Annotated in this window: 13 protein-coding genes, 1 tRNA gene and 2 pseudogenes; 10 read left to right on the forward strand and 6 right to left on the reverse strand. The window is 67.1% G+C overall.

Annotated features, from left to right (window positions below):
* Both JOZ00_RS18015 and JOZ00_RS18020 read right to left on the reverse strand, forming a co-directional pair.
* Window positions 1-130: pseudogene (locus JOZ00_RS18015) on the reverse strand (phosphoribosyltransferase); the annotation flags it as partial.
* 127 nt (window positions 131-257) lie between these two features.
* Window positions 258-343, reverse strand: a tRNA-Leu gene (locus JOZ00_RS18020).
* Window positions 344-441: 98 nt separating this feature from the next.
* Here JOZ00_RS18020 and JOZ00_RS18025 point away from each other — a divergent pair.
* From JOZ00_RS18025 to JOZ00_RS18035, 3 genes and pseudogenes are all read left to right on the forward strand, one after another.
* Entirely contained in the window at window positions 442-1,836 is a 1,395-nt protein-coding gene (locus JOZ00_RS18025) for a M20/M25/M40 family metallo-hydrolase (protein WP_293345976.1), read from the forward strand.
* Window positions 1,837-1,874: 38 nt separating this feature from the next.
* Window positions 1,875-2,405: a YbhB/YbcL family Raf kinase inhibitor-like protein gene (locus JOZ00_RS18030; protein ID WP_293345978.1), complete on the forward strand. Its 531-nt coding sequence runs from the start codon at window positions 1,875-1,877 to the stop codon at window positions 2,403-2,405.
* Window positions 2,406-2,456: 51 nt separating this feature from the next.
* Window positions 2,457-3,192, forward strand: a pseudogene (locus JOZ00_RS18035) (DUF222 domain-containing protein); the annotation flags it as partial.
* A 63-nt stretch (window positions 3,193-3,255) separates the two neighbouring features.
* Here JOZ00_RS18035 and JOZ00_RS18040 read toward each other — a convergent pair.
* Window positions 3,256-4,395 (reverse strand): LLM class flavin-dependent oxidoreductase, encoded by a 1,140-nt coding sequence (locus JOZ00_RS18040; RefSeq protein ID WP_293345980.1) that lies wholly within the window; start codon window positions 4,393-4,395, stop codon window positions 3,256-3,258.
* 247 nt (window positions 4,396-4,642) lie between these two features.
* On the opposite strand from JOZ00_RS18040, the gene JOZ00_RS18045 reads away from it, so the two are divergent.
* The gene (locus JOZ00_RS18045; RefSeq protein WP_293346000.1) at window positions 4,643-4,774 is read left to right on the forward strand and encodes a hypothetical protein; all 132 of its coding nucleotides are present in this window, start codon (window positions 4,643-4,645) and stop codon (window positions 4,772-4,774) included.
* Here JOZ00_RS18045 and JOZ00_RS18050 read toward each other — a convergent pair.
* Genes JOZ00_RS18050 through JOZ00_RS18060 form a run of 3 tightly spaced genes read right to left on the reverse strand, consistent with a single transcriptional unit; the run spans window position 4,771 to window position 7,237 of the window.
* Window positions 4,771-5,862 (reverse strand): quinone-dependent dihydroorotate dehydrogenase, encoded by a 1,092-nt coding sequence (locus tag JOZ00_RS18050; RefSeq protein WP_293345994.1) that lies wholly within the window; start codon window positions 5,860-5,862, stop codon window positions 4,771-4,773. The genes JOZ00_RS18045 and JOZ00_RS18050 overlap by 4 nt on opposite strands.
* Window positions 5,863-5,906: 44 nt before the next feature.
* Complete coding sequence (locus JOZ00_RS18055; protein WP_293345982.1) at window positions 5,907-6,161, reverse strand: DUF5703 family protein; 255 nt, start codon at window positions 6,159-6,161, stop codon at window positions 5,907-5,909.
* The gene (locus JOZ00_RS18060) at window positions 6,158-7,237 is read right to left on the reverse strand and encodes a hypothetical protein (RefSeq protein ID WP_293345984.1); all 1,080 of its coding nucleotides are present in this window, start codon (window positions 7,235-7,237) and stop codon (window positions 6,158-6,160) included. The genes JOZ00_RS18055 and JOZ00_RS18060 overlap by 4 nt, the downstream gene beginning before the upstream one ends.
* A gap of 111 nt (window positions 7,238-7,348) precedes the next feature.
* On the opposite strand from JOZ00_RS18060, the gene JOZ00_RS18065 reads away from it, so the two are divergent.
* The 6 genes from JOZ00_RS18065 to JOZ00_RS18090 all read left to right on the forward strand — a co-directional run.
* Window positions 7,349-7,651 carry a hypothetical protein gene (locus tag JOZ00_RS18065; RefSeq protein WP_293345986.1) on the forward strand — a complete coding sequence of 101 codons (303 nt, stop codon included), beginning with the start codon at window positions 7,349-7,351 and terminating at the stop codon, window positions 7,649-7,651.
* 81 nt (window positions 7,652-7,732) lie between these two features.
* Window positions 7,733-8,509, forward strand: coding sequence for a histidine phosphatase family protein (locus tag JOZ00_RS18070; protein ID WP_293345988.1), 777 nt, complete (start codon window positions 7,733-7,735; stop codon window positions 8,507-8,509).
* A 93-nt stretch (window positions 8,510-8,602) separates the two neighbouring features.
* Window positions 8,603-9,190 (forward strand): DUF3090 domain-containing protein, encoded by a 588-nt coding sequence (locus tag JOZ00_RS18075; RefSeq protein ID WP_293345990.1) that lies wholly within the window; start codon window positions 8,603-8,605, stop codon window positions 9,188-9,190.
* The gene (locus JOZ00_RS18080) at window positions 9,174-9,989 is read left to right on the forward strand and encodes an SCO1664 family protein (RefSeq protein ID WP_366022357.1); all 816 of its coding nucleotides are present in this window, start codon (window positions 9,174-9,176) and stop codon (window positions 9,987-9,989) included. Before JOZ00_RS18075 ends, JOZ00_RS18080 begins: the two co-directional genes overlap by 17 nt.
* Before the next feature lie 52 nt (window positions 9,990-10,041).
* A complete protein-coding gene (locus tag JOZ00_RS18085; protein WP_293345998.1) occupies window positions 10,042-10,809 on the forward strand; it encodes an inositol monophosphatase family protein in 768 nt (255 codons plus the stop codon).
* Window positions 10,810-10,926: 117 nt separating this feature from the next.
* Window positions 10,927-11,729, forward strand: an 803-nt coding sequence (locus JOZ00_RS18090) for a cysteine--1-D-myo-inosityl 2-amino-2-deoxy-alpha-D-glucopyranoside ligase (RefSeq protein WP_293345992.1), incomplete at its 3' end; no start/stop codon positions are given.

The following is an 11,729-nucleotide window of genomic DNA, read 5'->3' on the forward strand; positions in this document are numbered from 1 at the left end:
GCCCGAACACCAGCACGTCGTCCCTGTCGCGATAGGACATCAGCTCTTCGGCCACCGCGCGCCCAGCCTCGCGGCGGTCGCGGAAGGTGCGCGTCGCCGATCGCCGGAGAAAGCCGTGTGGCGGGTTCATAGTCCGCCTCCAGCCTACGTGTGGACTCGAGATGTCGTCGGGCCTCGACGAAAGCGGAACGGCGCGAGGGGAATTGGATCAAACGAGTGTTCGCCGCAGTGAGCTGCGACTCTCACCGCAACAAGGGTGTCCGAGGGGGGACTTGAACCCCCACGCCCATTAGTAGGGCACTAGCACCTCAAGCTAGCGCGTCTGCCATTCCGCCACTCGGACAAGACCAACCGCACGGGTTGGCAGCTAAGGCTATCGGATTGTCTCACGCGGACCCAATCCAGCCGGGCAGCTCGGCAGCGCGCCCATCAGTCGTCGCGATGGTAGGAAAGGGTGTTGTGACCACTCAAAGCGGGGGAGCCCAGGACCCGACCAACCTTCCGGTCAACCCTCCGGCCAACCCGAGAGACGACGTGGTCGAGGTTGTCAGCAGGTTGATCCGGTTCGATACCACCAACACCGGCGAACCGGACACCACCCGAGGCGAGGCCGAGTGCGCCCAGTGGGTTGCCGAGCAGCTCGCCGAGGTCGGCTACCTGCCGCAGTACATCGAATCCGGTCCGGGCCGCGGCAACGTGTTCGCGCGGCTCAGGGGGGCGGACAGCTCGCGTGGGGCGCTGCTGATCCACGGACACCTCGACGTGGTGCCTGCGGAGCCGGCCGATTGGAGCGTGCACCCGTTCTCCGGCGCGGTCGAGGACGGTTACGTGTGGGGCCGCGGCGCGATCGACATGAAAGACATGGTCGGCATGATGATCGTGGTCGCGCGCCAGTTGAAGCGGGCCGGAATCGTGCCGCCCCGCGACCTGGTGTTCGCCTTCGTCGCCGACGAGGAACACGGTGGCACCTATGGCGCCCGGTGGCTGGTCGACAATCGGCCTGAGCTGTTCGACGGGGTCACCGAGGCGATCGGCGAGGTCGGCGGCTTCTCCCTGACCGTGCCGCGGCGTGACGGGGGTGAGCGCCGGCTCTACCTGGTCGAAACCGCCGAAAAGGGCCTGTCGTGGATGCGACTGTCCGCCCGCGGCCCCGCTGGGCACGGCTCGATGGTGCACGACCAGAACGCCGTGACCGCGGTCGCCGAGGCCGTCGCTCGCCTGGGCCGTCACGAATTCCCCCTGGTGGTCACCGATACCGTCGTGCAATTCCTGGCCGCCGTCAGCGAGGAAACCGGGCTCGAATTCGATACCAACGCGCCGGACTTCGGGGGCGCCATCGAGAAGCTCGGCCCGATGGCCCGAATGCTGAAGGCCGTCACGCGCGACACCGCCAACCCGACGATGCTGCGCGCCGGCTATAAGGCCAACGTCATTCCGGCCACGGCCGAGGCGGTGATCGACTGCCGCATCCTTCCCGGGCGCAAGGAGGCGTTCGAAGCCGAAGTCGACCAGCTGATCGGCCCGGACGTCACCCGGGAGTGGATCAAGGACTTCCCGTCCTATGAGACCAGCTTCGACGGTGACCTGGTCGACGCGATGAACGCCGCGGTGGTCGCGCTGGATCCCGACGGTCGCACGGTTCCCTACATGCTTTCGGGTGGGACCGACGCAAAATCCTTCTCGCGCTTAGGAATTCGCTGCTTCGGCTTCAGCCCGCTGCGACTTCCGCCGGATTTGGACTTCACCGCGCTGTTCCATGGGGTCGATGAGCGGGTACCCGTCGACGCGTTGAAGTTCGGCACCGACGTGCTGGCACACTTCTTGACACACTGCTGATAAGAATCGCTGATGCTGATCGTTAGAGAGGATTGCTCATGAGCACCGCGCCCGACCCGTACGCGTCGCTGCCCCAGCTGCCGACGTTTACCCTGACCTCGGACTCGATCACCGACGGCCAACCGCTGGACAATGCCCAGGTCAGCGGAATCATGGGTGCGGGCGGCGAGGATGTCAGTCCGCAGTTGAGGTGGTCGGGTTTCCCCGGCGAGACCAAGAGCTTCGCGGTCACCGTCTATGACCCCGACGCTCCGACGGCGTCCGGGTTCTGGCACTGGGCGGTGGCCAACCTGCCGGCCGACGTCACCGAGCTGCCGGCCGGTGCCGGCGACGGCAACAACTTGCCGGGTGGCGCCCTGACGCTGGTGAACGACGCCGGCCAGCGCCGCTACATTGGCGCCGCCCCGCCTCCCGGCCACGGCCCGCACCGCTACTACGTCGCCGTGCACGCCGTGGATGTCGACAAGCTCGACCTTCCCGAGGACGCCAGCCCCGCATTCCTGGGCTTCAACCTGTTCCAGCACGCGACAGCGCGAGCGGTCATCTACGGGACTCACGAACAGAAGTAGAGCGCGTCCGCTTGTCGGTGGTTTGTCGGTGCGCGGTCGTATTATTCGAACATGGGTTCGATGGACCGCGAGGAAATCCAGCAAGACGTCGACGCGTTGCGCGCCGCGGTATCCCGCGTGCTCGGGCATTCGTATGACTCGTTGACCAACCCGGAGCGGTTGAGCTTGTTGGAGATGCTCGAGCATGAGACGCGTCGTCTGCAGGTTCCAGGTCATCAACTGATCAATCAGCTGGCCGAGCAGTCGAATTCGACCGAGCTACGCCGACAACGACAGGGCGCGGCGCCGCGGGCTGACGCTGGATAAGCAAGCGCCAGCCGGGATGTCGCAACTGCGCGGCTGGCTGACCCCCCGAAGCTCGCGCAACGTTGGAGGCCGTCGTTGCCAAGACGGCCACTCCGGGGCTGTGTAATCCCGACGACGACACCCCCGTCATCGACGGCCCACCCGACGAAGGCGCATGCCGGCGCGACCTTCGCAGTACCGCTCAACGCAACCACGGCGGCTCAATGCTGCTCTGCGCGCGACGTTGGCATCGGGAAATCTCGGTCAGCACAACGGGTTACCGACCACGATCATCGTCTCGACGACCATCAAGGAACTCGAGGCCGCGTCCGGCGCGGCGATCACGGCTGGCGGCACCCGACTCCCCATGTCAGATGTGATCCGCATGGCCCGGCACTCCCACCACTACCTGGCCTTCTTCGACGACGCCAAACCCCTTGGGCTGTATCACACCAACCGAATCGCCTCACCAGGCCAGCGAATTATGTTGTATGCCAAGGAATATGATAAATGTGCACTCTGTGGCGACCTGCACGGTTCCAGCGGCCGGGTTCGGCCCTCGCTGTTACAACCTGCGAAGACCACGCAGTATCTGGGTGAACGGGATCGTAGCTGCCAGGCCGTTTCGCAGGCTTGGCTGCAGCGGACTGAGATTGCCCACCACCGCGTAACGCATGCCGTGGTCACGCCACTCGGCGGCCTGCTCGATTACCTCGTCGGGTGTGCCGGCGACGATCAGCTCGGTCACTAGCGACGGAGGAACGTCGGCTGTGTACGACAGCACGGTTTGTTCATCCAGCGTTTGTGGAATGAAGTCCTGCAAGCCCGTGAAGTCGTCACCGAGTGGATGGCGTGCGCCGTGGCGCGCCCACACGTAGGCGGGCAGGTTGAGCGCGAACGCTTTCATCAGAGGCGAGCCCAGCGCCTCGTCCACCTCGCCGCGGCTGCGGCCCGTGACCGCGAACAGCAACTTCGCGGCGGTGATGGAGTGCGGATCGCGTCCGGCGTCAGAAGCGGCGGCCCGCACTGCCGCCAACCCGGCTTCGTAGTCCTTGGGTGTGATGGCCAGCACCGGATACCACGCATCGGCGTAGCGACCGGTGGCTCGCAGCATCCGGGGTCCGTGGGATGCGATCCATATTTCGGGCCATTTTCCGTGGTGGGGAGGTAGGTCGAACACGGCGTTGCGCAGTGGGAAGAACGGCGAGTCGCGGTTGACGAGTTCGCCGCGCGAATTCCACAGAGCCCGGATCGTGGCCATGGCTTCTTCGAACCGTGCCACCGGCTTGGACCAGTCCACGCCGTAGGGTTCGTTGCCTTCTCGTTCGCCGGTGCCGACGCCCAGGATTGCGCGTCCCCGGGTCAGCAGATGCAGCGTAACGGCCGCCTGGGCGGTGACCGCGGGGTTGCGGCGGCCGGCGTCGGTTACACCTATACCAAGCCGCAACCCGCCGATGCGATTTCGGGCGGCGAAGTGCCCCAGCACCGTCCACGGCTCCAGGTGCGCGTCGGCCTTGGGCGCCAACCGTGCCGCACCCACGTACTTCGGGGTCACGATCGAACGCGGAAACAGTGAATTCAAATGATCGGTCACCCAAAACGAGTCGAGGCGGGTGGCCGCCGCGGTCAGATAACTGGCTCGCACCAGCGCGATTGGCGAATAACGGGTGTGTAGTAGCTCCTGGACCAGACCGACCTTGAACATGGATGCCTCTTTCACACGGATGCTGATGGGGACTCCGCCGGGCTCGCGATGTCAGCAACGGCCGCGATCACCCGGCCGCATCCTGACCGGTGCGACGTTGTTGCGCGAACCATGAATCCAATCTGCCCGCGCGCGGCCAAACGCCGATAGCGTCATTCGACCGAGCTTGCCGCTAACGGCGATATTCCCGACGCCTGAGTTTTGTCGTCATTCGACTCAGGCGACCGTCGCCGCCTTCTTCGGCTGGATGACCCGCAAGAACGCCAAAGGCGACACCGAGTGGATCCCACCGCCGCATCTCGATCGCGGCCAGCCTCGGGTGAACACCTTTCACCATCCCGAGAAGGTCCTGGCTGAGGACGACGAAGAGGTGGCTTAGCCCGCCGTGGTGCCCGGCCTTCGGGCCGCCGAGCCGACCGCATCGGTGAGCGAGGGGAACCCGCCGTCGTGCAGTCGGCGGGCGATGCCGTCATGAATGTGCTTGGGCCACAAGCCGCCTCCGTAAATGAAGCCGGTATAGCCCTGCAGCAGCGACGCGCCCGCGGCTATCCGCTCCCACGCGTCGTCCGCGGTCTCGATCCCCCCGACGCTGATCAGCACCAGGCGATCGCCGACCCGGCCGTAGAGCCGTCTCAGCACTTCGACCGCCCTGGTCGCCACCGGTGGACCGGAGATGCCGCCGGCGCCCAACTCGTCGACCCCCGGTGTTTTCAGGCCCTGCCGCGAGACGGTGGTGTTCGTGGCGACGATGCCGGCCAGGCCGAGGTCGACGGCCAGGTCCGCGATGTCGTCGACGTCGGAATCGGACAAGTCGGGTGCGATCTTCACCAGCACGGGCGTGGACGTCCGGGCAGCTTCCGCGAGGACGGCCGCCAGGATGGGGCGCAGCGACTCGATGGCCTGCAGGTCACGCAGCCCTGGTGTGTTGGGCGAGCTGACGTTGACCACCAGGTAGGAGGCCAGCGGTGCGACCAGCCGGGCGCTGGCCCGATAGTCGTCGACGGCGTCGTCGGCCGGCGTCGTCTTCGTCTTGCCGATGTTGACGCCGATAGGGACGTCGGATCGGCGTCGAGCGAGCTGCACCGCCAGGGCGCCGGCACCAAGGTTGTTGAACCCCATCCGGTTCAACAGGGCGCGGTCGTCGGGCAGCCGGTACATGCGCGGCGCGGGATTGCCGGGTTGCGGGGAAGCGGTGACGGTCCCGACCTCGGCGTGGCCGAACCCCAGCGCCCCCCAGGTGAGCAACCCCAAGCCGTCCTTGTCGAAGCCGGCGGCCAGCCCGAGCGGCCCCGGGAAGCGCACGCCGAACACGGTGCTGGCCAGTGCCGGATCGGCCGGCCCGAGCAGCCGTTGCAACAACCGCCGCGGCGCGGCGACGGCGGTCACCGCGCGCAGGGCGGCGAAGACCAGCGTGTGAATTCGCTCGGGCGGGACCACGAAAAACAGCGGCCGCAGCAGGCCGTACAGCGGATGGCCGTCCCCGCGCGATGAGAGCCGCAATGAGAGCTCAGTCATAGCTCCGGCTGGTCAGGTCGTCGACTGTCCACGCGAGTTTTCTTGCGGCGCAACAGCACTCGCCTGCTGCCATCGGTGTAGAGCCGCACCCGGGTCAGTTCCCAGCCGCGGTACTCGGCCTCGATGGACAACCGGGTGGATGCGCTGATTCGGGTCACTTCCGGCGGTAGCCGCAACGGCACCCACTCGTATTCGTCGGACATCTCGGTGTCCCACCCCACGGGCAGCCGGCTCCACCGGGGCGCGGTCAACGGTTGCCCGCCGCGTGCTCGATGACCTGTACTCCGGCACCGGACCCCGACACCACGTACAAGGTGTCTGACGCTTCGTCGAACGCCAGTGAGTTCGGTTGCTGCACGGTTGGGTAACGCACCTTTTCGACGGGAATTCCGGTGGACAAATCGTAACCAATGACCATATTCGAAGCCGTCGCCGAAACCCAGGCCAACTCGCGAGACCCGGCCAGGCCGTACGGCGCCTGGGGTACCGGATACGCCTGACGCAGGATCAGCGGGTCGACGCCGTAAACCAGCAGTTGTCCGCCGCGGGTGTCGGCGACCAGCACCCGGCCCAGAGCGTCGGAGGCCATGGTGGTGGCGCCCTGGCCCGCGCGCAGCGCCTGTTGGACGTGCCCGTCGGTGCCGATCGTCGTCACCGAGGTTTGCCCGCGGTCCAGAACCACGGTGGTATTCCCTTGTGTCGCAAGCCAATCGACACGGGCAAAGATCTTGTTCTGACTGATGACGCGCGCGGCGCCGACGGTGTTCGGCGTCGGGGAGTCAAGGATGTAGACGGCCCCCTCGGCGCTGCCCAGCACCAGCCTCCCGTCGGCGCGTTGGGCGATCGCGGTGAAGTCGGTCTGCTGGGCATCGGTGACGCTCACTTGTGCGGCGTGACCGGTGGGCAGGTCGACGACGAAGTAGCCACCGTGGGCGGCCAGGTAGACCGAACCGCGGCCGTCGCCGGCCAGCGCGGTCGCAGGCCCCGGCAACCCGATGACTCGCGGCGCGGCCTGAGGATCGCCGAAGACGGTGACGCCGGCGGGTGCGGCAGGGCCGGCGCCGGGGGCCAGGACTGCCAATTGGTGGGTGCCGGCGTCGACGATCGACGCGGCGGCGCGAGCGGGGAGCGGTCGCACCGTGCCGGCCGGACTTTGCGACGCCGGCGGCGAGTCGGCCGGCCGAGCCGGTTCGATGGTGCGCGGCTTGTCGGATGCGAAGGTTTTGAGCGGATTCGACGAACATCCGGCGACTGCGGTCAGCAAAACGAGAAGGCCGATCGAACCGCGTTGAAATGCTAGTTTGTGGCGTCTACGGCGTGACAGCAATTGTTGTTCCCTCGCGTTGCGACTGTACAGTTCAGATTCTAAGGAACGGTTTCGCGCCCAATTCGGTGATGTCGGCTGCATCGCACCGGGGCGGCGAGGTATGGTCACGTCATGGCCGTCACCGCTGACCGTCATATCGAACATGGCGAGTTTGCTGTCGAAGACATGTCGACAGGTATTTCTGCTAGCGGCTATGGACAAGTCGGTGATGGACGGAGTTTTTCCTTCCATATCGAGCACCGCTCACTCGTCGTCGAAGTTTACCGGCCGCGCTTGGCGGGCCCGGTTCCGCAGGCCGAGGAAGTGGTCGCCACCGCCGTCCGCAGCCTGGTCGAAATCGACCTCACCGACGAGCGCAGCCTGACCGCTGCGGTGCGCGATTCCGTGGCGCACGCAGTGCCCGTTTCCCGCTAGTCAGCTCCGTTTGCGGGCGCTCACACCAGGTACGGTCGTGGGCGTGACTTTGGTTTCGGCAGCCTGGGTGGACGCCGCGGCATGACCGTCATCCTGTTACGGCACGGCCGCTCCACCTCGAACACCGCGGGCACTCTCGCGGGCCGTTCCGAGGGCATCGACCTCGACGACAAGGGGCGCGAACAAGCCGCCGGCTTGATCGACCGGATCGGCGACCTACCCATCCGGGCGGTCGTCACCTCTCCGCTCTTGCGGTGCCGGCGCACCGTCGAGCCACTCGCCGAAGCGTTGTGTCTGGAGCCGCTCGTCGAGGACCAGCTCGCGGAGGTCGACTACGGCGAATGGACCGGCCGCAAACTCGGCGAGTTGGTCAGCGAGTCGCTGTGGCGGGTCGTCCAGGCCCACCCCAGCGCGGCCGTCTTCCCGGGCGGTGAGGGACTGGCGCAAGTCCAGGCGCGAGCCGTCGCGGCGGTTCGCGAACACGACCGGCGATTGGCCCAAGAGCACGGGGGCGACGCCCTGTGGGTGGCCTGCACTCACGGTGATGTCATCAAGGCGGTGATCGCCGACGCCTACGGCATGCACCTGGACGGGTTCCAGCGCATCACCGCCGACCCGGCATCGGTAAGTGTGATCCGCTACACCGAGATTCGGCCGTTCGTGCTGCACGTCAACCACACCGGCGCCCGGCTGTCCGCCGCGTTGCGGGCCGGGCCTGAAAAAAAGGACGAATCCAAGGCGGCGACGGACGGCGAGACCACCGACGGAGCCAAGGACGGGTCGAAGGACGAGCCGGCCAAACAACCGGCCGCTGCGGTGCCGTCGAGTGACGCGGTTGTCGGCGGCTCGACGGACTGAGACGCACTGAGACGGACTAATTCGGCCGCTCCGCCCAATCAAGCCGTGATCGGATCGCACGGCGATGGCAACAGCCGGTATTTTGGAAGTGCCATGGCCCGCGCAATTCATGTCTTCCGCACACCCGACCGCTTCGTGGCCGGGACCGTTGGCCAGCCCGGGAATCGAACCTTCTACATCCAGGCCGTGCACGACGCCCGAGTCGTATCGGTGGTCTTGGAGAAGCAGCAGGTGGCCGTGCTGGCCGAACGCATCGGTGCGTTGCTGCTCGAGGTGAACCGCAGATTCGGCACACCGGTCCCGCCGGAGCCCGCCGAGGTTGAGGACCTGAACCCGTTGATCACACCGGTGGATGCCGAATTCCGGGTGGGGACCATGGGACTCGGCTGGGACTCGGAAGCGCAGACCGTGGTGGTCGAGCTGCTGGCCGTCACCGACGCCGAATTCGACGCGTCGGTGGTGCTCGACGACACGGAAGAGGGACCCGACGCGGTGCGGGTGTTCCTGACGCCGGAGTCGGCGCGCCAGTTCGCCACCCGCTCCAATCGCGTCATCTCAGCGGGACGTCCGCCATGTCCGTTGTGCGATGAACCACTGGACCCCGAGGGCCATATCTGCGCGCGCGCCAACGGTTATCGGCGCAGCGCGCTGCTCGGGTCTGACGATGAACCCGAGGCCTGACGATCGTGAGGTGCTGGCCGACGGCGAGTTGACGATCCTTGGACGCATCCGCTCGGCCAGTAACGGCACCTTTCTGTGCGAGTCCACGCTCGGCAACTCGAGCGTGCACTGCGTGTACAAACCGATCTCCGGCGAGGCGCCGCTGTGGGATTTCCCGGACGGGACGCTGGCGGGCCGCGAGCTCGCCGCGTACTTGATTTCGGCAAGCTTGGGCTGGAATATCGTGCCCCACACCATCATTCGCCACGGCCCCGCGGGTCCCGGGATGCTGCAGCTGTGGGTGGACCAGCCCGGCGACACGGTCGACTCCGAACCGCGGCCAGGGCCTGACTTGGTCGACCTGTTTCCGGCGGGCAAGGTTCAGCCGGGTTACCTGCCGGTGCTCAAGGCCTACGACTACGCCGGGGACGAGGTCGTCCTGATGCATGCCGACGACATTCGCTTGCGGCGGATGGCCGTTTTCGATGTGCTGATCAACAACGCCGACCGCAAGGGCGGCCACGTGCTGCGGGACCTCGACGGCCACATCTACGGGGTCGACCACGGCGTATGTCTGCACGTCGAGAACAAACTGCGCACCGTGTTGTGGGGCTGGGCGGGCAAGCCCGTCGACGACAAAATCCTCGAGGCGGTTGCCGGTCTCGCCGATGCGCTGAGCGGTCCGCTGTGCGACGAACTGGACGGGCAGATCACCCGGGCCGAAATCGCGGCGCTGCGCAGGCGCGCGCAACTGCTGCTGGACGATCCAGTGATGCCGTCACCCAACCGGCACCGCCCGATTCCCTGGCCGGCGTTCTGAGACACCCTGTGCCGTCGGCGATACTGAACCGGTGACCTCGGACCCGAGCGAGATGACGGACGCCGCACTAGCCGCCGATCTCGCCGCCGATGCGGGGGAGTTGCTGCTGAAGGTCCGCGACGAGGTCGGTTTCGCCCATCCCTGGGCGCTGGGCGACGCGGGCGACAGCCTGGCCAACACCCTGATCCTGCGTCGGCTGGGGGCAGAGCGGCCCGGCGACGCGGTGCTCAGCGAAGAGGCGTACGACGACCTGGTCCGGGTTAAGCAGGACCGGGTGTGGATCATCGACCCGCTCGATGGCACCCGCGAGTTCTCCACGCCGGGCCGCGACGACTGGGCCGTGCACATCGCGCTGTGGCAGCGCCCCACCGACGGGAGGCGGGAGATCACCGACGCGGCGGTCGCGTTGCCGGCCCGCGGGAACACGATCTATCGCAGCGACACCGTGACCGCCGACTCCGCCCGCGTGGGCGTTCCCCACACCATCCGCATCGCCGTCAGCGCCACCCGGCCGCCGGCCGTCCTGCATCGCATCCGCCAGACCCTGGCGATTCAGCCCGTAGCGATCGGCTCGGCGGGCGCCAAGGCGATGGCCATCATCGACGGTGATGTCGACGCCTACGTGCACGCCGGCGGTCAATGGGAGTGGGATTCGGCGGCGCCGGCCGGAGTGGTGATGGCCGCGGGCATGCACGCGTCGAGGCTCGACGGATCGCCGCTGCGCTACAACCAACTCGACCCGTATCTGCCCGACTTCGTGATGTGTCGCGCCGAGCTGGCGCCCATCCTGCTCGGGGCGATTCGCGACGCGTGGCGCTGACGGGATCAGCGCCAGCCCGCTGCGCGGGCCGCATCGTCGGCGGGCACTGCCTGGGTGCCCGCCTCCTCCTCGGCCCGCTGCGCGGGCCGCATCGTCGGCGGGCCTAGAGTCGTTGGCATGCAGTCATGGCCGTTTCCGCCGGTACCGGTGTTGCCTGGACGCGGACCCGAGCTACGGCTGTACGACACGTCTGATCGGCAGATACGACCGGTGGCGGCCGGGTCGACCGCCACGATGTACGTCTGCGGAATCACGCCCTACGACTCGACCCACCTCGGTCACGCGGCCACCTATCTGGCGTTCGACCTGGTCTACCGCCAGTGGCTGGATCTCGGCCACGAGGTGCACTACGTGCAGAACGTCACCGACGTCGACGATCCGCTGTTCGAACGTGCTGAACGTGACGGCGTCGACTGGCGGGAGTTGGGCGACCGCGAGGTCGCCCGTTTTCGTGAAGACATGGCGGCACTGCGGATCCTGCCGCCCCGCGAATACGTGCCTGCCACGCAAGCGATTGCAGAAGTCGTCGAACTCGTCGAGAAGATGGTGGCCTCGGGGGCCGCGTATGTCATCGACGGCGAGCACCCGGACGTGTACTACCGCGCCGACGCCACGCCGCAGTTCGGCTACGAGTCGGGGTATGACCGCGAGACGATGCTGCGGCTTTTCGGGGAGCGCGGCGGTGACCCGCAGCGGCCCGGCAAGAGCGACGAACTCGACGCCTTGCTGTGGCGGGCCGCGCGACCGGGTGAGCCGAGTTGGCCGTCGCCGTTCGGTCCCGGCCGGCCCGGTTGGCACGTCGAGTGCGCGGCCATCGCGCTCAGCCGCATCGGCAGTGGACTCGACATCCAGGGCGGGGGCAGCGACCTGATTTTCCCGCATCACGAATTCACTGCCGCGCACGCCGAATGTGTCCGGGG

This window comes from Mycobacterium sp. (assembly GCF_019243155.1).
Taxonomy (GTDB): Bacteria; Actinomycetota; Actinomycetes; order Mycobacteriales; family Mycobacteriaceae; genus Mycobacterium.

Bases quoted from the DNA above. Each gene is read 5' to 3' on its own strand.
- JOZ00_RS18025 (WP_293345976.1), top strand. From the start codon at position 442: ATGGTAGGAAAGGGTGTTGTGACCACTCAAAGCGGGGGAGCCCAGGAC.
- JOZ00_RS18030 (WP_293345978.1), top strand. From the start codon at position 1,875: ATGAGCACCGCGCCCGACCCGTACGCGTCGCTGCCCCAGCTGCCGACG.
- JOZ00_RS18040 (WP_293345980.1), bottom strand. From the start codon at position 4,395: ATGTTCAAGGTCGGTCTGGTCCAGGAGCTACTACACACCCGTTATTCG.
- JOZ00_RS18045 (WP_293346000.1), top strand. From the start codon at position 4,643: ATGACCCGCAAGAACGCCAAAGGCGACACCGAGTGGATCCCACCGCCG.
- JOZ00_RS18065 (WP_293345986.1), top strand. From the start codon at position 7,349: ATGGCCGTCACCGCTGACCGTCATATCGAACATGGCGAGTTTGCTGTC.
- JOZ00_RS18070 (WP_293345988.1), top strand. From the start codon at position 7,733: ATGACCGTCATCCTGTTACGGCACGGCCGCTCCACCTCGAACACCGCG.
- JOZ00_RS18075 (WP_293345990.1), top strand. From the start codon at position 8,603: ATGGCCCGCGCAATTCATGTCTTCCGCACACCCGACCGCTTCGTGGCC.
- JOZ00_RS18080 (WP_366022357.1), top strand. From the start codon at position 9,174: ATGAACCCGAGGCCTGACGATCGTGAGGTGCTGGCCGACGGCGAGTTG.
- JOZ00_RS18085 (WP_293345998.1), top strand. From the start codon at position 10,042: ATGACGGACGCCGCACTAGCCGCCGATCTCGCCGCCGATGCGGGGGAG.